This window comes from Microcoleus sp. D2_18a_B4 (assembly GCF_036702475.1).
GTDB lineage: Bacteria > Cyanobacteriota > Cyanobacteriia > Cyanobacteriales > Microcoleaceae > Microcoleus.
This window is the reverse complement of sequence record NZ_JAUBTL010000052.1, coordinates 24,055-50,106: the sequence shown is the minus strand read 5'-3', so window position 1 is coordinate 50,106 and position 26,052 is coordinate 24,055. Positions and strand designations below refer to the sequence as shown.

Here is a 26,052-nt window from a genome sequence, read left to right as displayed (position 1 = left end):
CCTTTCCAGGTTGTTTACCGCAATATTTCACCGTGTTGCAGTCGATTTTGAATATCGCGGGCGTTGGCACCTTCGTTGAGCCAGAAGGCTGCTGCATCAATTTTATCTGGGTTGCCAAGCAGGAACTTGCAATAGGTTTCTCCCATTGAGTAACATTGGAGTTCTATGCAGCTCAGAGGCTTTTTGACTAAAGAGCCGAAGAAACCGGCGAACAAACCGGCGTATAGGTGACAAACCGGTTTGCCTACGTCGCCCAAAGTGCGAGCAACTGCTGAGTCAAAGAGGTTGATGAAGATGCAGCCGTGTTTGCGATCGCTCATGTCCACTTCCCAGCGACCCCAACCTTGAGCCGTGAAAGGCCACCACCAAGTTTCTAGCAGAAACATGAGATTTGACTGGCGAATGTTCTGGCTGTATTCGGCACTAAACCATTTTTGAAAAAATTCGGAATCTTGGAGTCCCCACTGGCAACCAATAGTATACATGATGACAGAGGACGCGGGGCCGACTTCTTCTTCGAGCCCCTCCACCAAACCGATAATGAAGTCTTCGCTGGTAAAAATGTTGCGCGACTCATTCCAGTCGTCAATTGTACCCATCTGGCGATCGAAGGCAAAAAAATCCTGAAACCTATAGTGGCTGTGAGTTTTAGGATGCTTTTGCTTCAAGAGCGATTCGCTGTGGGGGGATATTTCTTTTTTGGCGGTAGAGACCATTGGCGGGTTATTCCTTTTTGGTGTAGTTTGGTGAAAATTAGAGTCAAATAGACTGGCCTGTGTATCCAATTTAACTTCATTTTTCTAAAGGCAGGCAGGGTATAAATTTTTACGAGCATATAAAAATTAAAAATTCTAGGATGCTAAATTTGGGGGCTTGTTGGGAGTTCTGCCTTCGGACAACTGGTATGTGAGTGCTGGCGAAAGTGGGTATAACCTTAAACGAGTATGTGTTATCGTTTTGTGCAGGCTGTCCACTATATATATAGGACATATGGGGATGAAAAATCACGCTTGTATTGCAATAGGCATCAATCAATATCAGTTACTCCAGCCTTTGAGTTATGCCCAAGAGGATGCAGAGGCTCTGTACGGTTTTTTGACTGAGGAGGCGGGTTTTGCGCCGGATGGATGTCTGCTGATGACCGATAGCTCGCCGTCGCTGTGGGGCCAATCTACATATCCAAATCGGGAAAATATTCTGAGATTGACCCAAAGCCTCTGCGCGCAACATGTGCAACAAGGAGATCTACTCTGGTGTTTTTTTAGCGGCTACGGTGTCAGCTATGAAGGTAAGGATTATTTGATGCCGATTGACGGCAATCCGGCTGACATTCAGGGTACGGGGATTCCGGTAGAGTTGCTGTTGAATACTCTGAAAAACGCTCCTACGGAAACGGTATTGGTGCTGGTTGATATGAACCGCAGCCAGATTGTGAAAGCGGGGGAAAAGATCGGCTCTCAAACGGTTGAGCTGGCGCGGGAACGGGAAATCCCGACGGTGCTTTCTTGCCGCCCGAATCAAGTTTCGCGGGAAACTTCGGCTTTGCGTCAGGGGTTTTTTACGACGGCGCTTTTGGAGGGGCTACGATCGGGACAGTGCATGACCATTAAGGGTTTAGACCGTTTTTTGAGCGATCGAGTGCCGGAGCTGTGTGACCACCATTTGCGTCCGAAACAAGAACCTTTGATGGTGGTGCATCCTCCGGGAAAGGCTAATTTGGTGATTTTGCCGGATGCTTCAGGGGTACCAACTGCTGCGTTGGCCGGACGCAACGGCAATATGACGGTTGGTACGGCTGATGGGTTCGATCACCCGCAAATGGCTACGGCGACGGCTCGAATGGATTTGCCTCCGGCAGTTCGCAACGCTGAGGATTCGCCGGTTGAGATGCCGCCTGTGTCGCAGCCGAATGCTGTGGCCCCTGCCGATCGGGGGGGCGATCGACCGAACTTGCAAAAGCCGGAGGATGAGCATAACGGGGGGTCGGATAAGTCATTTTTGCAGCAGCTAGTTTTGTGGAGTTCAGCTACGGCTTTGGTGCTGCTGTTGGGTGTTTTTGTGACGAACAAATCAATTTTTATTGGTCAGCAGGAAGGAGATCCTCGATCGCCTGGTGGAAATGCCCAAAACCCTGGCTCTCAAAAATTTACTGGTACTGGGGGGTCGCAGAACCAACCGCGGGCGGTGCAAGCAGGGAGTGGAACCAAGCAGCCACCATCGAGCCAGCAGGTGTGGGCTGAGGCAAAAACTTTCCTTAAGGATGGTTCGGCTTCTAGTTTTAATAAAGCGGTGGTTAAGGCTCGAACGATTCCGCCTAGCGATCCGCTCTTCCCGCAGGCTCAGCAGGATATTGAGCGCTGGAGTTTAACGATTTTGGATATAGCTAACGGGCGGGCTGCTCGGGGCGATTTCCAGGGGGCGATCGGCGCGGCTAAATTGATGCCGGATGTCAATAAGCCTGTGTACAATCAGTCGAAAGAGGCGATCGCTCAGTGGGAGGAGCTATCCAAAGACCAGGATGTAAATACTGCTTTGCTATCGGCTGCTAAGGGTCAAATTAAGCGGGGGGTTGCCTCTTCTTACAGTAAAGGCATCCAGCAAGCTAATAAAATTGAACCCGGTCAGCCGAAGTATGAAGAAGCTCAACAGTTAATTGGAGAGTGGAGCGAAAGTATTCTCAAAATTGCTAAGTTGCGCGGCTCTCAAGGAAAGCTGAAAGAGGCAGTTGAAGCTGCTTCGCTGGTGCCGTCGGGTACTAAGAGTTATCAGCCGGCTCAGAAGGAGATCGCCAATTGGAAAACGAAGCTCCAACGCCAGCAGAAAAAAGGTTGATTTAGTTGATAATTTCTCGGTTCCCCACCGGGAAATTATCTTAGCGACTGACCCAAGTAGGTCGTTCGCTCGCTCGATACCTCTTGATACTGCAAAAAGAGACCTACATATCGATAATTTAAAACCAATAATTTTCTGCACCATTTCCCCTCCCCAGCTTCGGCGGGAGGGGATTTTCTATGCCCCCTGGCAGGTTCGTTTTTGTAGAGTGAAAGATATCGTATGGGCTGGTTAATTGGGGTTGCATAATACTGGGATGATTTTGATGTTTTTTGTGGATGGGCCCATGAGCCTGAAGGCGTGTATTTTCACAGCAGGCGGGACGCCTAACCCTACTCCCCACAATAATCCTCAAATTGTGCAACGCGGGTTAATTAATATCTTTAATTCACATCCAGAGTTCTCTAAATCGGCGCATCCGCCGTAAAAAACGAGTTTTTTGAACAAGAAGGATGGCTGTCGATATATATTTTTTACCTTCTAAATACGTCCTAAATTCGTTAAATTTAATGGCAATAAAACCATATATTTTTGTATTTTATGCGGCAAATTATCAGCTTAATTTATAGTTTTTTGAACTGTAGTTGTCAGCAAATTTGGCTATATCGAATTGCTATATAAGGCAAATGGCTAAGGCAAAATCGTCTTAAAAGATCGGGTATGCAGAGTTAATTTTTGTGATCCCTTTTTGTGGGCTATTAGGAGCGATCGACTGATGGAAGACTGTTTAAACTTGTGTTCTTTTTAAATTGTTAGCAGTGACTGATCTGTTATGAATTATACAAAATGAGCCGTTACTGGCAATTCTCGCCGACGAGCGATCGCCCCTAATCAATTCAGGAAACAGATTCAACGCCACACAGCACAAAATATCTGGATTCGCAAGCTGCGAGTCTTCGTTGGCCCGGAGCTCACAACGCTGCCTTAATTAACAGAAATAAGGGCTTTGCAAGAAAATCCAAAAAATATTTCCTTGAGAAACAAGAATAAAAACTTGCTCGCTTATTGTAGCCCCGGTAACAACACGTATGCCTAAAGTTATAGTCCACAGCCAAGTCTACAGGACGAGCTAAATCAATAGGGTGATGTGGCGGTGTCCGGGTGTTAAGAGGGGCGATCGAATAGGAATGTTCCCGGAGCGATCGCTTCCCAATCGGGGGGTGTAAAACCTAGGAAGGCAAGGAGTTGGAGACAATGCTGAACTTTTTGAGTTCAGGAAAGTAGCGTTAGCACTAAACTCTGCCGTATGGTGGAAATCGAGCCAACTTTGTAACAGTTCTTAACTATAAAGAATTCTGCCAAAACTGCTAGCATAGTGACACTTTTGCTAGCAAAAACAGATAAAGTAAATAAAGTTGGCTAGCTCTAGACGCCCCGATCCCCAGGATGGGGATGTTGAATCAATTTGATTCATACCAAGTGGTTTTAGAGTTACAATCGGAAGCAAAGCATCGCTATTTAACTGAGTTCTTTACTTACTTTTACTTTCAGCTATGAACGTGGATTTTATCAAAGCCCAAGTCAGGTTGCTACAGGGTGCAAGTTCATCGGAGCGAGAAACCCTTATGAAAAACATCGGCGTCTGTGCTGGCGTGATCCGACCCGGAGAGTACGTGACTCCGCAACGGAAGCACGCTATCACTCTGTGGCTGCAAACAAATGCGGTTCGCCTCCGGCTTCCCCAACTTCCTCTGGACTTATCCGGCCAAAAGCCTTAACAGGGAAGTAATCAAGAGGTAGCGACAGAATCAAAGAAATTAGTCAATCTTACCTAAAAGTGCGTTTTTATTGAGCTGTACAGGATCAATGAAACACGATTAAGATTGAAAAAATGTTTGTAGGGAAAGTTGGGCTCGAAAACACGCCTGTGGACAAGAAGCGGCCGACCGCCTTGGTTGAAGCAGGAAGTGAACGTCAAACCTGCTCTAAAAGTAGATTTGAGTAAGTTTCACAGAAGGGATTATTCTGCACAACTATAACCTGGGTTATTTGCTTTTAGATTTGAGATTCACGATTTAGCTCGTACTGGATAAATTTGCTATTTGTGGATCGCCTGAAAAATTATCCTATTCAATAGGTATAACTAATTACAGGGGCAGTCATTGAACTGCCCTTACTTTTGAGCCCCCATGCGAAACGGCTGCAAGTTACAATAAACGCATCTACTTGCAGATAGAGTTTAGGTGAACTCTCATGTAAGCTGCTGCGGCTCTATATTATCTGTTATGTTCGAGATGGGACGGAGAGAAGGGGAGAGGGGGAGAGGATTTGACGAGCTTTAATAGGGAATTAATATCATCAAACAGAACGAGTTATTACAATTCACTGGCTTTCTAATATATTTTTCCACAAAAATACTGTGAGCAAAAAACAAAAATTTCCTTATTTAGTTGGTTCCCGATGGACTTCACACCAAAAAACTTGGGGGTGGCGACACTTTCAAGTGGTCAACCGAAAAAACGAAGGTAAATGGGTATTTGCAGAAATGGTGGCGGCTTGCGATCCAAATGTCCGTTTTTGGCTGAACGCCGCACAGCTCAAAGACCGATCGCTCTGGCAAGCTGGATGGCAGTCTACGCAAGAATTAGAGGAATTAGAAACTGCTGACTAAAAGACAGGGCTGTGGGGTAGAGTGAGCGGAACTTCCGCCGCCTGCAGCTATCGTTCCGAGCCAAACCAATACGGAGTGATATCAATTCCGGTTGCACTCATACATGATTGTTGACTGTTGACTGTTGACTGTTGACTGTTGACTGTAGAAGGAGGGGTGGAAAAACTCAATGGTTGAGTATTAACTGTTAACTCGATTTTATTATTTTGATGCAACCGGAAGCGATATGAGACTTTGCAGGTTTTGAAAAATCTTTTACATGACTACAAGTTCTGGAAACCCTTATGTAGCAGCGTTTTTCCTTAAGTAAGTCGGCGGAAAAAATCATCAGTATGTAACAAAACATTAAGTAAGGCGATGCGAACTCAATTTAATGCCTTTTGTAGGGTAGTGTCCTTTTTTTCCTCTAAGGCGTGTCCTAAATTAAGCCAAATGACAGAAGCTGCTAGATAAATTGCACCTAAAAAGTTTGCAGGGCGTTTGTCGTAGCGCGTTGCGATCGCTCGGTACTGCTTGAGATTGACTAAGGTCGATCGTTCCATATTTCCAGCGGCACAGGGCGCAACCTTCCCGCTACTTCTACACTCGGCCAATTCGGATCAAAAGTCAAATTTTCCAACGTTCCATCGCTGTGAATTAAAAACGTATCCTCAATTTTTGCTCCCGACAAACTCGGATTCCAAGCCACAGCCATATTTTCTGCCAAAATATCTGAAGTAGCCGGATTCGCCACAATTTCCCGCGCCAAATATCCCGTAGTTCCGCCTTGATGGTGTTCCGCAATTGCTTGAGGATATCCGTGCTCTTCGTAAGTAGTTTTAAGCGTATCATAAACCGCATTCAGCGTTACTCCCGGTCGGCAAAAATTTAGGGCCGCTGCTTCAATTTCTCTGACTTGTCGGTGCAACTCTGAATGCTTTTCCCCAAGAAAATCGAAACAGACAAATCTTGTTAAATTTGCATACAAACCCCCTCCCCTCGCGCAAAATACTAACATTGCTTGTCGTCCAATTTGTTCGGCGGTTGCTGTGGCGTGGCGGTACAGCGGCAAACGCCTTTCTCCAGCAACTAAGGTAAGTGCTGGATGCAAACCTCTCGCCCACAAAGCCTCTGCACCGGCTCCCGCTAGCTGATATTCTGTCCATGTGGGCTTGGCGGCGGAAAGTACCTCTGTCATCGCTTCGCTGGCTAAACGCCCGACTCGCCGATATCGCTCTAATTCGCTTGACATCATTGTCTGTTTGCGGGATTGTAAAGATGCGATTATTGGCATTTCTTGGGAATTTGGTCGATCGCTCATGACGTTACCGCCACCAGTAATTTTTTTGACGAAAGCTTCGCGCTGTGCAACCTCAGCCCAAGGATAGATGTGCATTTGAAAGTTGGCTGGCAATTCCTCGTCTTGCAAACGTTGAGCTTCAATTTCATCGGTGAGAACCCAAGCGTTTTCGGCGGTAATTAATATTTCTGCAACTCCAGTTTCTGCGGTTAGCAATACTGTATGGGAACCGCCGGCTGTGGCCCAGGCAAACCAGTCAGTGCCTCGCAAGCGAAGGGATCTCGCTTTTGTTTCGGTTAAGGCTTTGCGGATGAATTCGAGTTTGCTTTCAACTTCTGGGTTTAATGAGTTTATCATATATGAAACAAGGAAGAAGGAAGAACGAAGAAGGAAGAACGAAGAAGGAAGAAGGAAGAAGGAAGAAGGAAGAAGGAAGAACGAAGAAGGAAGAAGGAAGAACGAAGAACGAAGAACGAAGAAGGAAGAAGGAAGAACGAAGAACGAAGAACGAAGAAGGAAGAAGGAAGAACGAAGAACGAAGAAGGAAGAAGGAAGAACGAAGAACGAAGAAGGAAGAAGGAAGAAGGAAGAAGGAAGAAGGAAGAACGAAGAACGAAGAACGAAGAACGAAGAACGAAGAAGGAAGAAGGAAGAAGGAAGAAGGAAGAAGGAAGAAGTCAACTCCCCGCTGCCCCAGAAGGGTGGAAGGAAGAAGGAAGAAGGAAGAAAATCACTGATTTTAGTTAACATTTCCTAAATCTAAAATCTACAATCTCTAAAATCTAAAATCTAAAATCTAAAATCCAAAATCGATAGATACTGCTTGCAATTCTTTAGCTTTTTCTTCGGGTAAAGCGTCGTTGGCAAACATTCCGGCGGCGAGTTCGGTTCCTGCTAGGTATTTTAATCGATCGCTCGATCGATAGGGCGGATAAAATTGGGCGTGCAAATGCGCTTCTGGATGGGGTTTCCCGTCTGTGGGCCCTTGAAACCAAGCCATCAAATAAGGGAACGGGCGATGCCACAAACCGTCGTATTTGAGGGTGACTGTTTTTAAGGCTTTAGCGAGTGATTGGCGCTGTTTTTCCGTCAAATCGACAAATGTAGCAGCGGGGGCGATCGGGGCAATCCACACTTCGTAAGGGTAGCGGGCACAAGCGGGGACAAAGGCGATCGCCTCTTCGTCTAAATAAATAATTCGCTGGTTGTCGGAAATCTCTTTTTGAATCAAATCTTGCAGCAAACCGCTACTGTTTTTTTGATAGTAAACCGATTGACATTCTAACATCCGTGCCGGCACCGGTGGCACGAACGGATAAGCGTAAATTTGACCGTGGGGATGGTGCAAAGTTACTCCGACTTCGACGCCGCGATTTTCAAAGGGCAAGACGTATTGAATTTCTGGATTACTGCCAATAACTGAAGTGCGATCGGCCCATACTTCTAACAATAATTCCAAATGAGATAACTCCAAACCACCCAAGGAAGCCAGCGGATCTTGAGTAAAAACAACGACTTCGCAAATGCCCTTGGCGGGCAAAGTTTCGACAATATTTGCAGGTGCGTTTTTTGCTTGCAAAGTCAGCGAGGGAAAGCGGTTGTCAAACACTGCTACATCGTAATCTCCCGGCGGCAATTCTGTCGGAAACTTAGCGTTAATTGTAGCTGCCAGCGGGTTGTATTCCGGCGGCGGCATGAAAGTTCTTCCCTGACGGTGGCTGGCGTATGCTACCCATTCCCCCCGCAAAGGATGCCACCGAAAGTGCGGGTTTGCCTCTACGGGTTCATTGCTGGGACTTACGGCCGCGATACCTTCTGGGATGGGGTAGCGACTGTACAGTGTGAGTGGGCGGCCGTCTGGTTTTAGCAATGTTTGGGCGTACATTTTTTGTAGGGGCGGGCGATCGGGTTTAATATATTTTAGGAGTATAACTTCGTGCTTTGAGAATCCGCCCCTACCTAAAGTCGCAAATTATGTTAACAAGTTTAGTTGGCAGTACGAACGTCAGCCGATCGTCCGCAAGTCCGCCAGGGGTTGAAACCCACGGGGGTTTGAGCGCACCTTGCCTTTAAAAGCAGATGCGATCGCTCCTCAATTAACAGACAAACCTTTTGCTAAATTTAGTTCAGTTTTTCTCTAGAGCTCTGTGATAAACTCTCTCAAGGCATTAGCACGGTTCAGCCAACCCTGCAAAAAGACATCCTGGGAAGAGTTTTGCCTAACTCTCCAGCGATGGTAAGCAATTCTTCCAGCGATAATCTTCAAGGCTGTTTCTTTGTTATTGTTAGGTCGCAGTTCACTTTCAGTTTGCGGCCCAAAAATTCCATCAGCAGTAATTCCTAATGCTTCCTGTAAAAACTCGACAGCACCCCTTACTCCAAAAAGGACAGCAGTATCAAAATGCACTATAGCTAGAGGCAATATCATTGAATCAGCCTCAGATGGTTCCCAATACATCTCGGAGTAGATTTCCATCACTTCGACCTCCTCAATAAACTTCACGTCCTTGGTGGGGAGTCCTTTGGCGATCCTGTAGCTGTCATAAGTTTTCTGGGTAATTCCTTTGTTTGTCGGCCCGCCTAAGTCAAATGGGTGATCGACAAAGCCTCCTTCCCATTTCAAGGTAAATTTAAGTGCCGTCGCAAGTTTTTTCGGCAAAGAACCGGGCGGATCGATAGGAAAAGTAATTACAATAGGCGTACCCCGGATCTCCATAAGTTTTTGGAAGAAGGTCTTCCCAAATAAGCCAGTATTCATGTTGTTGAGGAATACTGAATCGGTAAAACGAGTTAGCGCATTCTTAGTAACATTCCCAAAATTGCCATCTACATCAGACAATTTCAGCAGACCAATAGCATTAAGTCGGCTTTGGATTTCCCGAACTAATTCTTGGTCAGCAGTGAGTTCGTTCAAATTAATTACTCGGTTATTTTTCAAGATTTCCCCAAGTTTTGAGGGCTCCTTTTTTTCTCCTGATATATCGCGTGGCTTAGGGCCGCCTCCTTGCTGAAGAGAAACTCTATGTAGCCACATTGTTGCAGTAGATTCGATCTTGCTACTATCCCAAGTGTCATAAAAAACCAAAGCCTCGCGCAGGCTAAAGGCATTACCAGCAGAGGATATCAACCTGCGACTGTATAGTTTATTTTCACCTTTATTATCTGGTGAAAATTGTGAATTCTTACTATACCCACTGTAGAACCATTCTCCTGCTGGATCGTTGACCAACAAGTCACCCTTGTCGTTATAACCACGAATAACCAAAATGTGACCAGGACCCGTCCAATAGCCATGCAATATACATATTTCACCAGAATCAAGAGAGCGAGTAATGTCTGAGAGACTTCCCTTCAGGGTCAAATCATCTCTTAGCCCTAAACCTTCTAATAACCTCCTGATTCCATCGGGAGCACCGTGATCTATGCCAAGTCTATCAAAACGTGCTTTAACGTCATCTTCGTACTGCGGGAAGGAACCTAAATCTGCAACATTAAAATACTTTAAGCACATTGCTGCACTCGTAGGGCCGCAGGTGCGCCAAGGTTCAATCTGGTTATCTTCTTGACTGAAATACGGAACGTTATGATTAATAGCCATAATTTATTTCCAGTAAGTACAGCTTGTTTTAAAAGCTATTAAATAGATAAGCTAATCCGCATTTAAATTGCATAGTAAAATAAATTTTTCCTCTTGTGGGGAGTAGGGGTTGGGCAGGAGAGCCCGCCCTCAACATACAAATTAAATGCACAACAGCTTAACCCACGCCCGATCGCCCTGTCAATGAGAAAAAGTGAGTGAGTTTTGTAAAGTTGTTATACGGTTTCCTGAAACGCTACTGGCAAGCGGGTGAGAAGCCAGTAAACTTAAAATAATAAGTCAAGGTAGTGGCGATGAGAGGACAAAAAGCGCTGACAATAGTCGATCGGCTTTTACAAGCTGCGGGAGCATCTCAATGAAAGCAGCCCTCCGCTAGAAATTGGAGTTAGGAGTCAGGAGCCAGGAGCCAGGAGAAAAGAGGAAGAAGGAAGAAGGAAGGAGCCAGAAGAACTGTTTTTACAAATATGAGATGCTCCCCAAGCTGCTAACCACGGACAAAAACTTAACGATCTGCAATCTGCTGTATTTCTGGAAACTTGGGCGGAACATTCCTACTCGGAAATTGCCCAGCCGCTAGGTTACGAATACGACTAAGCTGTCACGCATTTAAATTGCATATTCAGGGCGGGCTCTTAGGCCCACCCCACAAGACTTAGATTATTTTTTGACATTCAATTTAAATGCACAACAGCTTACATCAAACAAGTGGGTTCGCATTTGTGGCGAAGTTTGTCTCAAATCTTGGGCGAACCAGTCTCCAAGTGCAATATTCAAGCTGTTTTGCGTCGCTACCAACAATCGCAACAAGCTCAGCAAGATTGGGGTGAAGCGATCGACTTTTCCCGGTTTTACGATCGTCAAAAGGAACTGCAAACGCTAGAAAGTTCGATGCTTGAAGAGCCCTATCGTTTAATTGGTATTTTTGGACTCGGTGGCATCGGTAAAGCTTTCGGCTATATTACTTTTATAATTGTTGTCGGCAGCGATCGAGATAAATTGTAGCTATCCGATCGGATTTAGGTGCACAAAATCCTCAAACAGTTGTGCAGTTTCGGCGAACTTTTCCCGATTGTAGAGCATCCAGGCACTTTCAAAAGCTGTTTTCGCGATCGACTTATACCAAATTCTGGTTGGTTACCCCTTGATGATTCGGATATTGAAATCGCGATCTGCACAAACTTTCGTCCCAGCAGAGGGGGACTAAGAAATAAACGGGTATTTAAGCCGTAATCTATAGCGATTTCATAAATTAAGCAGACAAGATTCAATGATAATAAATTTATGCTATAATTAAATTCTAATTTTTCAACCCAAATTCACCTATGCCAACTTTAACTGATATTGGCACTTTAATTATCCGCGATCCGGATCTTCGCGGTGGCATCCCTATCATTGCAGGTACTGCCACATCAGTGCAGCGAATCGTAGCCTTATACAAACAAGGTAATAGTGCTGAGGAAATAGCAGCCGATTTGGATCATCTCACCCTAGCGCAGGTTTATGCTGCACTAACTTATTATCACGCAAATCGAGCAGAAATTGAAGCTTATTTAGCTGCTGAACAAGCGGAATATGAACGTTTGGCAGCATTAAACAAGCTAAAAATGCAGGAGACAGCATGAGCCAAATTCGTCTTTACTTAGATGAAGATTCACGCAGCAAAAAACTATTGCAAGCTTTACAAAGTCGCGGTGTAGATGTAATTACCGTTGCCGAAACAGGAATGTTATCTCGCAGTGATGAAGCTCAACTGAGTTGGGCTTTTGCGAATCAAAGGGTAATTTATAGTTTCAACACTAGGGATTTTTATCGAATCCATACTAATTGGCTAGAAAGAGGTGATTCTCATGCAGGAATTATTTTAGGACAGCAAAATTATTCTGTGGGAGAACAAATGCGTCGCATTTTGAGTCTGATTTCTGCCAAGTCAGCAGCAGAAATGCAAAATCAGATAGAGTTTATCAGTGATTGGACTCAAGAGTAAAAATATTGATTAACTAAAATCCGATGAAGGTCTTTACATCCCCAGTCCGCTGGGAGTGGACGAAAGTTTGTGTAGTAGCGGTTTCAACCCCCGAACGGTCGATCGCTCTTGGTAGCAAATTTTAGTCCTTGAAATGAGGACTCTTCGTCGTGACTACGATCGCAATTCCCAATTACCCACTATATTTATCGATCGACCATGCGATCGAGCTTTTCCTTAACCAACAAGTCTAACAACGAGCGCAACACAAACAAGCCACCGAATCCCGAAACCGCAAAAGCTGCGATCGCCCCCGTTTGATATCCGCCCACTAGCAGCACTGCACCCGACAAAAACCCAAAACCACTCAAACAAGCGAAAATTAGAGTTTTCAGGGCTAAATTAATGCGTTTCAAGGCTCTTTCGCTCTCTAGATTTCGCACTCTAATTTGCAGTTCGCCCTCTTCAATTCGCTGCTCCAAACGCTTGAGAAAAACTTGCGATTTGCTCGGCTGCCGTAACTTATATGTAATAAAACTTCGTGCTTGCCTTGCCAATTCTCCGATCGCACTTCCCCGCCCCTTGCTCACCGCAATACTCTTGACAAAAGGCTGAGCGGATGCTAGGAAATTGTAGTCAGGGTCGAGAGTTCTAGCAATGCCGTCGAGAGTCGTCACGGACTTGACAATAAACATCATTTCTGCAGGCAACCGAAACGGTTGCTGCTCGAACATGATGTAAAGTTCGTTCTTAATTTCATTAAAAGCTTGAAAGTCGATCGGCTTATCAATAAACTTATCCAACAGAAAAGCAATCAGCCTGCGTACCGGCATCATATCCGGCATCGGCTCAACCAAGCCGATCGTAATTAAAGTATTGAGTACCTCGTCAGTATCCTTTCTCATCACAGCAAAAAAAGTCTTGACCATTTGGTCTTTAGCCAGAGACTTCACCTCCGCCATCATCCCAAAATCGTAAAAAATTAAGCTACCATCTTCTGTCACCGCCAAATTTCCCGGATGCGGGTCAGCTTGAAAAAAGCCGTCAATTAATAACTGTTTCAAATAACAGCAAATCCCGAGTTGATTGAGCTTCACAATATCGACTCCAATCGCCTCTAAACTAATGCGATCGTCCACCTTAATACCTGGTGCGTATTCTAGAGTCAGCACTTTTTTAGTAGTGTATTGCCAGTAGACTTTCGGGACAATAATCTGAGGATATTCTCGAAAATTATGGCTAAAGCGATCGGAATTTTTACCTTCTTGCAGGTAGTCTATTTCTTGATATAAAATCTTAAAAAACTCGTGATAAATAGATTCCAGGTCATACTTGCGCGTCCCAGGCAAATAGCGATCGCAAAAACGCATCACTTGGCGCACCGCCTTCACATCTAAATCAAATAAACTTTCCAAACCCGGACGCTGCACCTTTACAATCACATCTTCCCCGGTGTGCAGCCTCGCTTTGTGCACCTGTCCCAGACTCGCAGCCGCCAGAGGCGACGGGTCAAAATCGCGGTACAAAGCATAAATATCCTTGCCTAACTCTGATTCTACAAGAGCGATCGCCTCTTCGGAACTAAACGGAGGAACCCGATCCTGCAACTGTTCGAGTTCCTTCACATACTCAAGCGGCAACAAATCCGCCCGAGTCGAGAGAGACTGCCCGATTTTAATAAAAGTCGGGCCTAAATTCAGCAAAGTATTGACCAACCAATGAGCGCGAATTCTCCTAGTTTGAGGCGAATTATTTTGCAGCAGTGCGTCCCACCACAAAAAAAACATAAACTTTCCCGCCGCTGCAAAAATGTCTATTTGCCGTGCCAGTGGCGAATATTTAGAACGTTGCCAACGCAGGGTTTTAGGTGCAGCTTTTGTGAGCATAATATTGGCGATCAAATTCCATGCACCGTGACAATTTTTAGGGACTATCCAGGACGCAGAAACCGGCTTGTACGAAAAGACGGGTTGCAGACCTTTGAAACAGTTAAAAAACTCAGTTTCTTTGGTCTCTACTGCCTAATATCATCTCCGGCTATACAATTATAATTAAGTTCCTAGTAAGTAATGCCAGTCCTGATTAATTAATAAATAGAGGACAGTCGTACTCACTACAAACACGCGCTAATTACGGGCCAATAACCCGACATAATATAAGTCCTGGGGAAAATCAGCAATGGAGAACCGGCAATTTAGACGGGCAACCAGACAAACCATTCAAAACAGAGGACTTGGTAGCGTTTACGACATTTCCAAATCTGCCTCTTCTGGCAAGTCTTCTAGTTTCGCCTGTTCGCTGCCAATTCCCAGCAGCTTCTCAACCGAACTATTCTTCTACATTACAGAGTTCCGCTGCTAATTGCGGCAGAGTCAGAGTAAAAGATGTGCGCCACAAATTGTCAGCTTCTGAACTTTCGGCAGGACAGCTAGATACATCAATAGTACCATTCAAGTGCTGCACTAAAGACTTTACCAGAGCCAGACCCAAACCCGTACCGGCGATAGCTTGGTCAGTAATGCCAGTGCCACGGCGGAACTTGTCAAAGATGTGGGGCAAATCAGCAGCCGAAATGCCGGGCCCGAAATTAGAAATGCTCAGGACAATATAGCCGGCTGCCTCAGACACCTCCAAAACTACCGCCGTTCCAGAAGCAGAGTATTTTCCAGCATTCGTCAGCAGTTCCAGCAGTATCCGATTGAGAATGTCCGGGTCAGTTTCCCAGCAAGGGGTCAACTTGGGCAAATCCACCTTCAGAGTCAATTGCTTATCCGCCCACTGTTTTTCAAAATCCCTAACTAAATCTTGAAATAAACGGTTGAGATCGATTTTGATTAGAGAAATCGGGACTTGCTGAGGCTCAAACTGCTTGAGGGCTAGCAAATCGTTAACCAGAGCAGTTTCCTTAGAACACTGCTGTTCTAGAATGTCGAGATACTTAGTCCGACTCGCTGACGGCAGTTCAGCTTGTTTGAGCATGAGAATCGCCAGCTTCATGATTGTTAAAGGGGTACGCAACTCGTGACTCAGAGTGCTGAGAAACTCGTCTTTAATCAGCTTCAATTTCCGCATTTGCTCTAGCTGATTGGCAGATTGTTCGTACAGTTTCCCCTGCAGGTCGAGACTTTGCTGCAACTGAGCGGTTCTGTCGAAGACTACGCTTTGCAATTCCTTAAGCCTTTGAGTTTGGATAATCATCTTGCTCACTTGAGCGCTGACTGATTCGAGAACTTCTAATTCTTCCGGGCTCCAAGTGCGCGGATCAAAGTGCTGCAAAACTAAGAAACCCAAAACTGTTTCCTGGCAGCTACCGCCCGTGAGGGGAACCAGCAGCAAGCCGCGAATGCCTTGGAGTTTCAAAATTTCTGTGGCTGCTTCTTGTTCTTTGCCGATTAATTCGCCTGCGTCAGCCAGGGCTAGGGGTTTGGGTGCGCTGTGGAATGCTTGGTGGCACAAATTAGATTCTGACAGCCAAAAAGCGGGAGAGGTATTTGGTTTTGAGGTCGGGATTTTGGATGGGGAATTAGCAGTTTTATCCTTGTTTTTTGTTTTGGATGTTGAGCTTTTTTTTCCGGCAGTGCTTTGTGCTATTGGCTGTTTGTTTGGATATTTTTTTACAACGGATTCGCAAACTAATTCGATTTTCGCTTTGGGAGTTTGATTGGGGGAGCAAGTTGTAAATAGAGGATCTGTATATTTCAATAGGAGGATTTGGCCTCTATCTACTTCCAGGGTAGCGACGGTATTTTCAATAACTTGCTGCAATATTCGATCGACTTCTGAATTTGTGTCGATCGAGGCAGCAACTGACCTGAGTAGATTTTTGTATTTAGCTTGTCCCTGTAACTGTGCGTTTAAGCTGGCAATTTCTTGAGTTTTTTGAATGTGAGAAATCGCACTGCCGATCGCCTCTGATGCTGCTTCAAGGCGCTGCCGATCGGCTACCGACCACTCGTGAGGTTGCAACTTACCAAGAATCATCATGCCATTTACAGCCCCTCCAAATCGCGCAGGCCCTGCCAAAATTGCCCGAAAAGGCAGCGCAGTCACAGGGGCATTGGACGATGAAGTTGCCGGAATATCAAGATAGTCGGATATCGTCACTATCTCGCCGTCTGCTAGGACATTTGCCCAAAGGGGATGTTCGAGTGATATGCTAGGCGGTTTTAATCTGGTGGTTTGGGGGTGTTCCGGTGTTTCAGTGGAATCGGCAACACCAGCCACATAGGGAAAATCACTGCTATTTTGCCAGTAAGCATTCGGATGTACTACTTTCTGGTCAACCACAGCAGCAACCACACAGAAATCTGCCCCCCATGCAACCCCCAAAGTATTGGCTATTTGCAGCAGCAGGATTTCTCGATCGAAGCTGGTCGCGAGAATTTGGGAAATTTGTCGCCCGAGAAGGGCAGGATCGACCTGGAACTGCATAAGACGATCCAAAAAGTTTTGGACTGATACTGGTTCTGGGATTTGCGGTAAATGCAAAGTGCAAGACTCTGACGGCGATCGGTCGATCGAAGTAAACTCTTGACTTCCCTGGCGATCGATCATGGCAACCAAGCCTTTATTCTAAGATGTTTGAGCCGACTCGCGCTGCAAATATAGAACCTATCCATAACTGTCGGCTTGACTGTTATGAGCCGGTTTTCTGTGTTTGTGCAGCCGATCGGCGGGTCGATCGATATGTGAAAATATACCCTGATCTGACTGAGTTCTATTTTCCTGTTTTCTACCCTTCGATCTGTACGGGATGAACTTTACCATCCTTTACCGGATGATTATCAATCCCATTCCCGCTAATTTTGACGGTTATTAGTAGTATGAAGCTTTTCTAGAGACCGCTTAGTGACACCCATCTCCTCACCCTGTGATGTTTCCTCTTTAAGTTTGTGATCTTAACAAATTTTATTTTGATACAAATGGGCCGATCGAGTAACGCCGATCGCAAAAATTCAAAATCCCCAAATTATGACTCATAACGCCGGCTGAGAGTTTCCGAGTTTTTACTCAACAACTCATTTTTCACCACACCTAGAGCAGCGCGGCGAACTCTCTTGTTAAATTTATCAGAAAAATGGGTCTAAAACCCCGTCGTTCTACGACGGCTTTGAGCTAGAATAGAGAAGTCTACAGGCTCAAGACGCGTTGAAATAGCTACGATAAGAGCGCACCTAGACAGTTTGAAGGGGCAATGCTTAACTGCAACCCTGAAGACACCAAGCTTTTTGCTTGAGTACAACGAAACATAGTCGCCTAGCGGGCATTGGGAGACTCTAAACAGACGGGGAGCGACGGTAAGACTACTTTGGTAGCGCGTTGCTGTGAAGCGTTAAGGAATCCTCGCTCATGAAAGGACGAGGAGGTATGTCAATTATTTTGTGCTTCCTGTTGGGCTTTATCGCTATTTTCGCGGTAAAGTGCCGTCCGGTTCTGAGCCGTTGTGTAGCGGGGATGCTTGGAAGGCACAGCGGCCATCAAATCGGAAGCTTGCTGCCACTTAGCAGCTACGACTAACCAATCCTGGCGAGATTGAGCGGTTTTGCCCTCGGTGGCTGCTTGTTCGGCTACTCGCACTGCTTGGGCAAAAGAGTCAACAGTCTCCTTAGAAATTTTCAAAGCAGGTTTTGCCTCCGAGGAAGGGCTAGTGGCAACTGCTTGGGTGGTAGCTTGTGTGCTGTTTGGCACTTGGGAATTGAGCCCTTTGTGAATGGCGGCGGCAGCAGCTAGCAACAGCACACTCAAGCTGATGCCGCCGACGATACCGCGCTGAAATTGCCGCGGTTGCTGCATCGATCGAGGTATAGCCATTCTCGGCAAAGCCCGCTTGCCTGCGAGAGCTTGGCGTTCGTGATGGTTGCTCAGAGCTAAACGCTTGAACAAATTAGGCTTTCGGAGTTTAATTTCTTGAGACCACAACAGTTGATTTTCGGGATCGCGGCTAATTTCTTCCAGCCACAGCAGTTGGTGTTCTCGGACAAGCCGACTGTTGATGTTGACTCGGCGAATATTGTGGGGCGAAATGCGTTCCAAAATTTCTCGGACTCGATCGACCAAACTAGACTCTTCGAGCAGTTGGGGCGTTGCAGCTTCGCACAGCAGTTGCAGCACCCCGTCTGCAAACACGGCTCTGGCCCTGACGCCTACCTGTGCCAGTTCGTCATTAAGGATTTGAATAATCGATGCAACCGAGCCCTCGCGAGCTTGTCGAGCAATGTCATCTATTGGATTTGCCATAAAACTATCTTGACGCTTAGCAATCTGTTAATTGTTAACCCAAAGTCTCGGATCTAATTTTTACTCATACAGGTTATCACTGACACTGCCAGGTTAAAATGAACAGATGCAAATCTTGCATACCGATCCACTTAAAATTATCACCACAGCATCGAGCGAGGCTAACAGGAAATAAACTATGGGTAAAGTAATTAGCGGTCAAATTTTTGTTGTAGACGACAACATCGATACAGATCAAATTATCCCGGCCGAATACCTGACCCTGGTTCCCTCGAAGCCGGACGAGTACGAGAAACTAGGCAGTTACGCGATGATTGGGTTGCCCGATCGCTACGGTAAGTTTATCGAATCCGGTGAACAGAAAACTAGGTATCCGATTATCATAGCGGGCGAAAATTTTGGCTGCGGTTCTTCGCGGGAGCACGCTCCGATAGCTTTGGGGGCCGCTGGCGTCACAGCAGTGGTGGCTTTGTCTTACGCGCGCATTTTCTTTCGCAATTGCTCGGCTACTGGCGAATTGTACCCGATCGAATCAGTCGAGCGGCTCTGCGACTTGTTTGTAACGGGCCAAGAAGTGACGATCGACTTTACAGCAGAGGTAATTGTCAACCACACTCTCGATCGAACTTTCTCGCTCAAGCCGTTAGGAGAAGTAGGGCCAGTGATTGATGCCGGAGGGTTGTTTGACTACGCGCGCCAAACGGGAATGATTGCGGCTCGCTCTTAACTGTTAAACCCCCTGCAATGTAGGGTGCACGCCCGATCGCACCTTACAAATATCTCCCTCCTCAAACCCCTGCAATGTAAGGTGCGTGCCAATTTTCTCAAATCGAGTCAATAAAATTTAACAAAATACGTTGGTGAGCAATCCCAAAAGGTCGCACATCTCCTGACTGCTCAGAAAAGCATTTGCCCGCCCGAATATCATCGGGTGCTAACAACTTCATATCCCAACCCTCAAGCAAAACTAAATCTTTGACATCTGCACTAAGTTGTGCATGAAAAACGTGGCGAACCACATCTTTTTCCACATCGCAACAGAAAAAAGAAACACTTGGAGGAGCATAGCCAATTTCCTCTGATAATTCCCGCAATACAGCCACTTGGGCAGTTTCTCCCGGTTCCAAGTGTCCGCCAAACAAAGCCCAATGTCCGGGATACCTGATATGAGGAATATCGTCTCGCAACTGACAGAGAAACTTGCCGTCTTGGTACAAAATCGCGATCGCAACGTGAATTTTAGTCATAAGAAAGTTATGAAACGAGCAATGTAGGGGATTAACGGATTTAACGGATTTAACGCAGGGATATTGAGGATAAAAGGAAAAGGGAAGAAGTTAGGTACGAGAGAGGAGAGAAGTTGGTGTAGTAGAGGCAGGTAAACCGTAATCTGTAATATAAACAAAAGAGCTGATCAACCCGCCCCGACGAGGATATTATAGTCGATCGACTTTCAGCATAAATAAACATACCCATAGCGCTGGGGCGCAACTACAGACCTTGGATTTTTATCAAATGGAGGTACTTAATTATTGAAACAAATTAGCATCTTCCTATTTTTATTTATTGGCCGCTGGAGTGCGCTTTAATTGTTCCATTTCCTCAACATAAACTTCACCTAAATCTTTTCCGGCCAATTCCTTCAGAGTAATACTCTTGTAGCGGACTTCTCCCTTCAGCAACACTTCATCGCCAAGCTGGGGCAACTCTTGCTGGGTTAAAATCCAAATACTGCCAGTACCATCGTCAAGTTGATAAGCCGCATTCCCTACAAATGGAGCGCGATTTTCTACCTTTCCCCGGAGATAAACTTCAGCATCCACTTGCCGCTTTTGTTGAACGTCGCCAATGCTAGCAACATTAAAGCCAAGATTAAGTTGAGACATGGGTAAATTGCCGCAACTGAAGAAACCGCTGGCGAGGATTAGCGACAAAGAGCTGGTACAGAATCTTTGAACCCAAACTTGCTTAATTGCAGTAGTCATTGGTCAACTGATTTGAGATTTGAGATACGACTTACTTTAACAGAATCCCCAGAATTGATCGCAAGTAAGAAATTTCTCTAGTGTAGTCCTTGGCGGGGATTAAGCTAAAATCTAAAATCGTCAGCCCCTAACCCAGAGTCTACAATGGATGCCAAAACTGCTCAAATACTAGATGGCAAAGCTTTAGCGACAAAGATTCAAAGCGAGCTGAGCGATCGAGTCCGTGCCCTACAACCCCAAAAGGGGCGTCCTCCGGGACTTGCGGTGCTGATGGTGGGGGACAACCCAGCTAGTGCAGCCTATGTTCGCAATAAAGAGCGAGCCTGCGCTAAAGTTGGCATAGCTTCCTTCGGCCAGCATTACCCCGCAAACGCAACTCAAGCCGAACTAGAACTTGCCATTCGTGCACTCAACGAGGACGATCGAGTAGATGGCATTTTAGTTCAATTACCGCTACCAGAACACTTAGATGCAATTGCCCTGCTGTACCAAATTGCCCCCGACAAAGATGCTGACGGACTTCACCCTGTAAATTTAGGCCGTCTGGTGCGTGGGGAGGAAGGTTTGCGGAGTTGTACTCCCGCCGGAGTGATGCGGTTATTGCAGGAATACCAGATTGATTTAAAAGGAAAAAATGCCGTTGTTTTGGGCCGAAGTATTTTGGTGGGTAAACCGATGGCGCTGATGCTGTTAGAAGCCGACTGCACTGTTACTGTAGCTCATTCGCGGACGCAAAACATAGAATCGATTACCAATCAAGCCGATATTTTAATAGCCGCAGTCGGCCGCACAGAAATGATTACAGCTAATATGGTCAAACCTGGATCAGTAGTAATTGATGTCGGTATTAACCGCGTCGTCAATCCAGACGGTACGAGTCGTTTGGTCGGAGATGTTGATTTTAATTCTGTTAAAACAGTAGCCGAATTTATCACGCCGGTGCCCGGAGGAATCGGGCCGATGACTGTTGCTATGCTTTTGGAAAATACCGTTTCGAGTTATATTGAATACGGTTCTAATTGAATTGGTGCCAACTTGTGAACCCGTATTGGCTCAATTAGTAGGGTTAGTAATCTACCAACACACAGAGATTTTAGCTATGGCTTTAAAACCCGATCCATCAGGGATAGTGCGCTTAATTGGCGACAACACCTCGGAATTCATTGCACTTTCTCCTGGAGATGTAACCAATTTCCCTTTAGGAGCTTGGGCGCTCGATGGCGACGATACAGTAAATGGCTCAGGGGCTAGCGAGTTAATTTTGGGAAATGAAGGGGAAGATTTTCTCATAGGTTTTGCAGGCAACGATTCTGTATTTGGGGGAAAAGGAAGAGATGGCCTGTATGGAGCGGATGGAAATGACTGCCTCAGTGGTGGTCTAGATGCTGATTGGCTTATTGGAGACTCTGGCGATAATCTTTTAGGCAATGATATTTTATTTGGGGGTAGAGGCAATGATGTTTTAGAGGGCGCAGGGGGGGATAACACTCTGGTTGGTGGCTTGGGCAGAGATATATTAAGTTGTGAGTTTGGCGGTAATTTATGCGTTCTGGGAATAGATCCTGCCACTACAGATATCAATTCTAGTGATCTGATCGGATTGTTTGATCCTGGTTTTGATATTATTGGATTAGCCAGTGGCTTAACGGTGAATGATATAGTTTTGGAGTCGGTACAGGATGTGACAATAACAGTTAGTTTCGATGGACCGCAAGCTTTACTACTCCTGTCTCCAGAGCGGGCAAGGGAAAATAGCGAACGTCTTTCAGGGACTCTAATCAGAGTCAGGAATTCTAACGCGATTTTAGGTTTTGTAGACGATGTAACGCCTAATGAACTACAAAGCAGCATTGTTTCCGTTCAGGGTTTCTAATTTCAGGCCAATCACTGGTGGCCTGAAAAACTTATCATATTGTTAGCCACAAATTAACTCCTGATATTTACAGGAGTTACGCAGAAACGCTAGTAGTAGGGTGCGTGTTTCGCACCTTACTACTATGAGTCGTGTAAAAATTGACTGTGCAGCGTAAGTCTTGTAAAATTCTTTACTCTTTGAGTTTGCATCGGCGGACGAAAGTTGGTGTAGTAGCGATTTCAAGCTCGGATCGAAATCACTAATCACTAAGATTTACGGTGAGAAATTATTGATAGCAACAACGCGAATTCGGCGTTGTCAATCCAGACGGTACGAGTCGTGGGGCCCCAGATGTGGATTTTAATGCTGTTAAAACAGTAGCCGAATTTATCACGCCGGTGCCGGGAGGAATCGGGCAGGTGACTGTTGCTATGCTTTTGGAAAATACCGTTTCGAGTTATATTGAATACGGTTCTAATTGAATTATGATCCACTTGTGAGCCAGTATTGGCTCAAGTAGGGTTAGTAATCTACCAACACACAAAGATTTTAACTATGGCTTTAAAACCGGATGCGTCAGGGATAGTGCGCTTAATTGGCGACAACACCTCGGAATTCATTCAACTTTCTCCTGGAGATCTAACAAACTTCCCTTTAGGAGCTTGGGCGCTCGATGGGGATGATACAGTATATGGCTCAGGGGCTAGCGAGTTAATCCTGGCAAATGAAGGGGAAGATATTCTCGCAGGTTTTGCAGGCAACGATTCTCTATTTGGGGGAAAAGGAAGAGATTTGCTGTCTGGACTGGAGGGGAATAACTCCCTCAGTGGTGGTCTAGATGCTGATATTCTTATTGGAGACACTGGCGATGATATTTTATTTGGGGGTAGAGGCAATGATGCTTTAAGCGGCGCAGGGGGGGATAACACTCTGGTTGGCGGCTTGGGCAGAGACTTATTAAGTGGTGGGTTTGGCAATAATTTATGCGTTCTGGGAATAGACCCTGCGACTACAGATATCAATTCTAGTGATATAATCGAAAGTTTTGATCCTGATTTAGATCGCATTGGATTAGCGAGTGACTTAACGGTCAATGATATAGTGTTGGAGCCAATACAGAATGTGGAATTAACATATACGTTCGATCTGCCGCAAGCTTTACAACCATCACTCCCTCCAGGTCCGGCCGGCGCAAGTGGGTCTGCTTCAGGAACTCAACCCAGAGGCGGAATTACCGGAGTTTATTCAGGAACTCTCATCAGAGTAAGAAATTCTAACGCGATTTTAGGTTTTGTAGACGATGTAACGCCTAATGAACTACAAAGCAGGATTGTTTCCGTTCAGGGTTTCTAAGTTTAGGACAATCACTGGTGGCCTGAAAAACTTATCATATTGTTAGCCACAAATTAACTCCTGATATTTACAGGAGTTACGCAGAAATGCTAGTAGTAGGGTGCGAAATACGCACCTTACTACTATGGGTTCTGTAAAAATTGACTGTGCAGCGTAAGTCCTGTAAAATTATTTACTCTTTGAGTCCGCATCGGCGGACGAAAGTTGGTGTAGTAGCGATTTCAAGCTCGGATGGAAATCACTAATCACTAAGATTTAGCGTGAGGAATTTAAGATAGCAACAACGCGAATTCGGCGTCGTCAATCCAGACGGTACGAGCCGTTTGGCCCCAGATGTGGACTTTGATGCTGTTAAAACAGTAGCCGGATTTATCACGTCGGTGCCGAGAGGAATCGGGCCGATGACTGTTGCTATGCTTTTGGAAAATACCGTTTCGAGTTATATTGAATACGGTTCTAATTGAATTGGGACCAACTTGTGAGCCAGTATTGGCTCAAGTAGGGTTAGTAATCTACCAACACACAAAGATTTTAGCTATGGCTTTAAAACCGGATGCGTCAGGGATGCGCTTAATTGGCGACAACACCTCGGAATTCATTCAACTTACTCCTGGAGATCTAAACAACTTCCCTTTAGGAGCTTGGGCCCTCGATGGCAACGATACAGTAAATGGCTCAGGGGCTAGCGAGTTAATCCTGGGAAATGAAGGGGAAGATTCTCTCCGAGGTTTTGCAGGCAACGATTCGGTATTTGGGGGAAAAGGAAGAGATTACCTGGATGGATCTGATGGAAATGACTGCCTCAGTGGTGGTCTAGATGCTGATTTTATTCTTGGAGAGGCTGGCGAGGATATTTTATTTGGGGGTAGAGGCAATGACTTTTTAGACGGCCAAGAGGGGAATAGCACTCTGGTTGGCGGCTTGGGCAGAGACGTCTTAGAGTGTCAGTTTGGCAATAATTTATGCCTTCTGGGAATAGATCCTGCCACTACAGATATCAATTCTACAGATGTGCTCCTAAATTTTGATCCTGATTTTGATCGCATTGGATTAGCGAGTGGCTTAACGGTCAATGATATAGTGTTGGAGCCGCTACAGAATGTGACATTAACATTTAGGTTCGATTTGTTGGAAGCTTTACAATTATTGGTTCCTCCAGCTTTCCTCAGCGAATTCAGCGGCTCTGCTTCAGGAACTCTCATCAGAGTCAGAAATTCTAACGCGATTTTAGGTTTTGTAGGCAATGTAACGCCTAATGAACTACAAAGCAGCATTGTTTCCGTTCAGGGTTTCTAAATTCAGGACAATCAGTGGTGAGCTGACAAACTTATCATATTGTTAGCCCTAAATTAACTGCTGATATTTACAGGACTTACGCAGAAACGCTAGTAGTAGGGTGCGAAATACGCACCTTACTACTATGGGTCATGTAAAAATTGGCTATGCAGCATAAGTCCTGTAAAATTCTTTACTCTTTGAGTCCGCCTCGGCGTACGAAAGTTGGTTTAGTAACGATTTCAAGCTCCGAGCGAAATCACTAATCACTATGATTTACCGTGAGGAATTTTTGACAGCAACAACGCGAATTCGGCGATAATCTGCACTCCAATTACCATCGCGGTACAGCGCCGATCGCAAACGCTCTTCAACGGAGTTAATTACCTGCGATCGCACATCATCAGACAACCCCGACAAAAACCCGCCAGCAAACATCTCAATCCAATTTACCATACCCGCGCTGCCACATTTTAGGGGAGTCGGTCGATCGAACAAAACCGCATAACCCACATCAAATCCCTGCTTTTCCAAAAGCCCAGCATACTCGCCAATACTCGGAAAATACCAAGGATTAAGCGCTTCAGGCTCCTCACAGCCAATTTCTGACAAAACACTCAAAAGTGCCCGGACGATCGCCCCCACGTTCCCCTTACCGCCAAACTCAGCCACAAAACGCCCTCCCGGCTTCAGCGCTTTTTCCACACAATTAATCACAGCATCCGGCTGCTTAATCCAGTGCAAAACCGCATTAGAAAACACAGCATCTAACGGCTCTCCTACTTTAAAACTCCTCGCATCTGCGGCAGCGAATTTAATGTGAGGATAGTTAACTTTTGCCGTGGAAATCATCGACAAAGAGGAATCAATACCTTGCACACAAGCACCACTTTGAGCAATCTTTTCAGTTAACTGTCCCGTACCGCAGCCCAAATCCAGAATTTGTTCACCAGCCTTCGGAGCGAGTAACTCCAAAAGTGATTCGCCGTACTGCCAAACAAAAGCATGATTTTGCTCATAAAGAGCTGAATTCCAATAATTTTCTGACATCTCTTCTCTTCTTT

23 protein-coding genes and 2 pseudogenes are annotated in these 26,052 nt (G+C 45.6%); 14 read left to right on the top strand and 11 right to left on the bottom strand.

Annotation, left to right across the window (positions count from 1 at the left end; all coding sequences use genetic code 11):
• Nucleotides 1–14 precede the first annotated feature (14 nt).
• On the bottom strand, nucleotides 15–716 hold the full coding sequence (locus QUB04_RS24825) for a V4R domain-containing protein (RefSeq protein ID WP_333128737.1): 702 nt from the start codon (nucleotides 714–716) through the stop codon (nucleotides 15–17).
• A gap of 280 nt (nucleotides 717–996) precedes the next feature.
• Here QUB04_RS24825 and QUB04_RS24820 point away from each other — a divergent pair, with 280 nt between their 5' ends.
• From QUB04_RS24820 to QUB04_RS24810, 3 genes are all read left to right on the top strand, one after another.
• Nucleotides 997–2,832, top strand: a complete 1,836-nt coding sequence (locus tag QUB04_RS24820; RefSeq protein WP_333288467.1) for a caspase family protein — start codon at nucleotides 997–999, stop codon at nucleotides 2,830–2,832.
• A 1,565-nt stretch (nucleotides 2,833–4,397) separates the two neighbouring features.
• A complete protein-coding gene (locus QUB04_RS24815; protein WP_333119930.1) occupies nucleotides 4,398–4,550 on the top strand; it encodes a hypothetical protein in 153 nt (50 codons plus the stop codon).
• 641 nt (nucleotides 4,551–5,191) lie between these two features.
• Complete coding sequence (locus QUB04_RS24810) at nucleotides 5,192–5,443, top strand: TIGR02450 family Trp-rich protein (RefSeq protein WP_242725377.1); 252 nt, start codon at nucleotides 5,192–5,194, stop codon at nucleotides 5,441–5,443.
• Between the two features lie 365 nt (nucleotides 5,444–5,808).
• Here the strand turns inward: QUB04_RS24810 and QUB04_RS24805 are convergent, their stop codons facing one another.
• Both QUB04_RS24805 and QUB04_RS24800 read right to left on the bottom strand, forming a co-directional pair.
• Nucleotides 5,809–5,985: a hypothetical protein gene (locus QUB04_RS24805; RefSeq protein WP_333288480.1), complete on the bottom strand. Its 177-nt coding sequence runs from the start codon at nucleotides 5,983–5,985 to the stop codon at nucleotides 5,809–5,811.
• Nucleotides 5,967–7,079: a M24 family metallopeptidase gene (locus QUB04_RS24800; RefSeq protein WP_333288464.1), complete on the bottom strand. Its 1,113-nt coding sequence runs from the start codon at nucleotides 7,077–7,079 to the stop codon at nucleotides 5,967–5,969. The genes QUB04_RS24805 and QUB04_RS24800 overlap by 19 nt, the downstream gene beginning before the upstream one ends.
• Between QUB04_RS24800 and QUB04_RS24795 the strand changes: the two genes are divergently transcribed.
• Complete coding sequence (locus QUB04_RS24795) at nucleotides 7,067–7,459, top strand: hypothetical protein (protein ID WP_333288463.1); 393 nt, start codon at nucleotides 7,067–7,069, stop codon at nucleotides 7,457–7,459. The two genes, QUB04_RS24800 and QUB04_RS24795, sit on opposite strands and share 13 nt — an antisense overlap.
• Before the next feature lie 59 nt (nucleotides 7,460–7,518).
• Here the strand turns inward: QUB04_RS24795 and galT are convergent, their stop codons facing one another.
• Together galT and QUB04_RS24785 are read right to left on the bottom strand one after the other, a co-directional pair.
• Nucleotides 7,519–8,607, bottom strand: a complete 1,089-nt coding sequence (galT, locus tag QUB04_RS24790) for a galactose-1-phosphate uridylyltransferase (protein WP_333288461.1) — start codon at nucleotides 8,605–8,607, stop codon at nucleotides 7,519–7,521.
• Nucleotides 8,608–8,859: 252 nt separating this feature from the next.
• The gene (locus QUB04_RS24785) at nucleotides 8,860–10,320 is read right to left on the bottom strand and encodes a glycosyl hydrolase 108 family protein (protein WP_333288459.1); all 1,461 of its coding nucleotides are present in this window, start codon (nucleotides 10,318–10,320) and stop codon (nucleotides 8,860–8,862) included.
• Between the two features lie 729 nt (nucleotides 10,321–11,049).
• Between QUB04_RS24785 and QUB04_RS24780 the strand changes: the two genes are divergently transcribed.
• The 3 genes from QUB04_RS24780 (at nucleotide 11,050) to QUB04_RS24770 (ending at nucleotide 12,304) form a co-directional block, all read left to right on the top strand.
• Nucleotides 11,050–11,322 (top strand): hypothetical protein, encoded by a 273-nt coding sequence (locus tag QUB04_RS24780; RefSeq protein WP_333288457.1) that lies wholly within the window; start codon nucleotides 11,050–11,052, stop codon nucleotides 11,320–11,322.
• Between the two features lie 320 nt (nucleotides 11,323–11,642).
• Nucleotides 11,643–11,942 (top strand): DUF433 domain-containing protein, encoded by a 300-nt coding sequence (locus QUB04_RS24775; RefSeq protein WP_333288455.1) that lies wholly within the window; start codon nucleotides 11,643–11,645, stop codon nucleotides 11,940–11,942.
• The gene (locus QUB04_RS24770) at nucleotides 11,939–12,304 is read left to right on the top strand and encodes a DUF5615 family PIN-like protein (RefSeq protein WP_333288453.1); all 366 of its coding nucleotides are present in this window, start codon (nucleotides 11,939–11,941) and stop codon (nucleotides 12,302–12,304) included. The genes QUB04_RS24775 and QUB04_RS24770 overlap by 4 nt, the downstream gene beginning before the upstream one ends.
• Nucleotides 12,305–12,489: 185 nt before the next feature.
• Here QUB04_RS24770 and QUB04_RS24765 read toward each other — a convergent pair whose 3' ends face one another.
• The 3 genes from QUB04_RS24765 to QUB04_RS24755 all read right to left on the bottom strand — a co-directional run bounded on the left by QUB04_RS24765 (nucleotide 12,490) and on the right by QUB04_RS24755 (nucleotide 18,520).
• The gene (locus QUB04_RS24765; protein ID WP_333288452.1) at nucleotides 12,490–14,169 is read right to left on the bottom strand and encodes an AarF/ABC1/UbiB kinase family protein; all 1,680 of its coding nucleotides are present in this window, start codon (nucleotides 14,167–14,169) and stop codon (nucleotides 12,490–12,492) included.
• 442 nt (nucleotides 14,170–14,611) lie between these two features.
• Entirely contained in the window at nucleotides 14,612–16,837 is a 2,226-nt protein-coding gene (locus QUB04_RS24760) for an ATP-binding protein (protein WP_333288478.1), read from the bottom strand.
• 816 nt (nucleotides 16,838–17,653) lie between these two features.
• On the bottom strand, nucleotides 17,654–18,520 hold the full coding sequence (locus QUB04_RS24755) for a hypothetical protein (protein WP_333288450.1): 867 nt from the start codon (nucleotides 18,518–18,520) through the stop codon (nucleotides 17,654–17,656).
• A 178-nt stretch (nucleotides 18,521–18,698) separates the two neighbouring features.
• Here QUB04_RS24755 and QUB04_RS24750 point away from each other — a divergent pair, with 178 nt between their 5' ends.
• Nucleotides 18,699–19,247 carry a LeuD/DmdB family oxidoreductase small subunit gene (locus QUB04_RS24750; RefSeq protein WP_333042404.1) on the top strand — a complete coding sequence of 183 codons (549 nt, stop codon included), beginning with the start codon at nucleotides 18,699–18,701 and terminating at the stop codon, nucleotides 19,245–19,247.
• Between the two features lie 97 nt (nucleotides 19,248–19,344).
• Here QUB04_RS24750 and QUB04_RS24745 read toward each other — a convergent pair whose 3' ends face one another.
• Both QUB04_RS24745 and QUB04_RS24740 read right to left on the bottom strand, forming a co-directional pair.
• Nucleotides 19,345–19,767 (bottom strand): NUDIX hydrolase, encoded by a 423-nt coding sequence (locus QUB04_RS24745; RefSeq protein ID WP_333288449.1) that lies wholly within the window; start codon nucleotides 19,765–19,767, stop codon nucleotides 19,345–19,347.
• Between the two features lie 312 nt (nucleotides 19,768–20,079).
• Nucleotides 20,080–20,505 (bottom strand): DNA-binding protein, encoded by a 426-nt coding sequence (locus QUB04_RS24740; protein WP_333288448.1) that lies wholly within the window; start codon nucleotides 20,503–20,505, stop codon nucleotides 20,080–20,082.
• A gap of 144 nt (nucleotides 20,506–20,649) precedes the next feature.
• Between QUB04_RS24740 and folD the strand changes: the two genes are divergently transcribed.
• The 6 genes and pseudogenes from folD to QUB04_RS24710 all read left to right on the top strand — a co-directional run bounded on the left by folD (nucleotide 20,650) and on the right by QUB04_RS24710 (nucleotide 25,009).
• A complete protein-coding gene (gene folD / locus QUB04_RS24735; RefSeq protein ID WP_333288446.1) occupies nucleotides 20,650–21,528 on the top strand; it encodes a bifunctional methylenetetrahydrofolate dehydrogenase/methenyltetrahydrofolate cyclohydrolase FolD in 879 nt (292 codons plus the stop codon).
• 76 nt (nucleotides 21,529–21,604) lie between these two features.
• Complete coding sequence (locus tag QUB04_RS24730) at nucleotides 21,605–22,378, top strand: calcium-binding protein (protein WP_333288443.1); 774 nt, start codon at nucleotides 21,605–21,607, stop codon at nucleotides 22,376–22,378.
• A 296-nt stretch (nucleotides 22,379–22,674) separates the two neighbouring features.
• Nucleotides 22,675–22,842: pseudogene (locus QUB04_RS24725) on the top strand (bifunctional 5,10-methylene-tetrahydrofolate dehydrogenase/5,10-methylene-tetrahydrofolate cyclohydrolase); the annotation flags it as partial.
• Between the two features lie 73 nt (nucleotides 22,843–22,915).
• Nucleotides 22,916–23,713, top strand: a complete 798-nt coding sequence (locus QUB04_RS24720; protein WP_333288441.1) for a calcium-binding protein — start codon at nucleotides 22,916–22,918, stop codon at nucleotides 23,711–23,713.
• Nucleotides 23,714–24,021: 308 nt separating this feature from the next.
• Nucleotides 24,022–24,177 (top strand): annotated as a pseudogene (locus QUB04_RS24715) (bifunctional 5,10-methylene-tetrahydrofolate dehydrogenase/5,10-methylene-tetrahydrofolate cyclohydrolase); the annotation flags it as partial.
• A gap of 73 nt (nucleotides 24,178–24,250) precedes the next feature.
• Nucleotides 24,251–25,009, top strand: coding sequence for a calcium-binding protein (locus tag QUB04_RS24710; protein ID WP_333288439.1), 759 nt, complete (start codon nucleotides 24,251–24,253; stop codon nucleotides 25,007–25,009).
• Between the two features lie 255 nt (nucleotides 25,010–25,264).
• On the opposite strand, the gene QUB04_RS24705 is transcribed toward QUB04_RS24710, so the two are convergent.
• Nucleotides 25,265–26,038 (bottom strand): methyltransferase domain-containing protein, encoded by a 774-nt coding sequence (locus tag QUB04_RS24705; protein WP_333288438.1) that lies wholly within the window; start codon nucleotides 26,036–26,038, stop codon nucleotides 25,265–25,267.
• Between the last annotated feature and the right edge of the window lie 14 nt (nucleotides 26,039–26,052).

Bases quoted from the DNA above. Each gene is read 5' to 3' on its own strand.
- QUB04_RS24745 (WP_333288449.1), bottom strand. From the start codon at position 19,767: ATGACTAAAATTCACGTTGCGATCGCGATTTTGTACCAAGACGGCAAG.
- QUB04_RS24705 (WP_333288438.1), bottom strand. From the start codon at position 26,038: ATGTCAGAAAATTATTGGAATTCAGCTCTTTATGAGCAAAATCATGCT.
- QUB04_RS24755 (WP_333288450.1), bottom strand. From the start codon at position 18,520: ATGGCAAATCCAATAGATGACATTGCTCGACAAGCTCGCGAGGGCTCG.
- QUB04_RS24760 (WP_333288478.1), bottom strand. From the start codon at position 16,837: ATGATCGATCGCCAGGGAAGTCAAGAGTTTACTTCGATCGACCGATCG.
- QUB04_RS24815 (WP_333119930.1), top strand. From the start codon at position 4,398: ATGAAAAACATCGGCGTCTGTGCTGGCGTGATCCGACCCGGAGAGTAC.
- QUB04_RS24730 (WP_333288443.1), top strand. From the start codon at position 21,605: ATGGCTTTAAAACCCGATCCATCAGGGATAGTGCGCTTAATTGGCGAC.
- QUB04_RS24720 (WP_333288441.1), top strand. From the start codon at position 22,916: ATGGCTTTAAAACCGGATGCGTCAGGGATAGTGCGCTTAATTGGCGAC.
- galT (WP_333288461.1), bottom strand. From the start codon at position 8,607: ATGTACGCCCAAACATTGCTAAAACCAGACGGCCGCCCACTCACACTG.
- QUB04_RS24800 (WP_333288464.1), bottom strand. From the start codon at position 7,079: ATGATAAACTCATTAAACCCAGAAGTTGAAAGCAAACTCGAATTCATC.
- QUB04_RS24785 (WP_333288459.1), bottom strand. From the start codon at position 10,320: ATGGCTATTAATCATAACGTTCCGTATTTCAGTCAAGAAGATAACCAG.
- QUB04_RS24770 (WP_333288453.1), top strand. From the start codon at position 11,939: ATGAGCCAAATTCGTCTTTACTTAGATGAAGATTCACGCAGCAAAAAA.
- QUB04_RS24805 (WP_333288480.1), bottom strand. From the start codon at position 5,985: ATGGAACGATCGACCTTAGTCAATCTCAAGCAGTACCGAGCGATCGCA.
- folD (WP_333288446.1), top strand. From the start codon at position 20,650: ATGGATGCCAAAACTGCTCAAATACTAGATGGCAAAGCTTTAGCGACA.
- QUB04_RS24710 (WP_333288439.1), top strand. From the start codon at position 24,251: ATGGCTTTAAAACCGGATGCGTCAGGGATGCGCTTAATTGGCGACAAC.
- QUB04_RS24775 (WP_333288455.1), top strand. From the start codon at position 11,643: ATGCCAACTTTAACTGATATTGGCACTTTAATTATCCGCGATCCGGAT.
- QUB04_RS24825 (WP_333128737.1), bottom strand. From the start codon at position 716: ATGGTCTCTACCGCCAAAAAAGAAATATCCCCCCACAGCGAATCGCTC.
- QUB04_RS24750 (WP_333042404.1), top strand. From the start codon at position 18,699: ATGGGTAAAGTAATTAGCGGTCAAATTTTTGTTGTAGACGACAACATC.
- QUB04_RS24765 (WP_333288452.1), bottom strand. From the start codon at position 14,169: ATGCTCACAAAAGCTGCACCTAAAACCCTGCGTTGGCAACGTTCTAAA.
- QUB04_RS24740 (WP_333288448.1), bottom strand. From the start codon at position 20,505: ATGACTACTGCAATTAAGCAAGTTTGGGTTCAAAGATTCTGTACCAGC.
- QUB04_RS24795 (WP_333288463.1), top strand. From the start codon at position 7,067: ATGAGTTTATCATATATGAAACAAGGAAGAAGGAAGAACGAAGAAGGA.
- QUB04_RS24820 (WP_333288467.1), top strand. From the start codon at position 997: ATGAAAAATCACGCTTGTATTGCAATAGGCATCAATCAATATCAGTTA.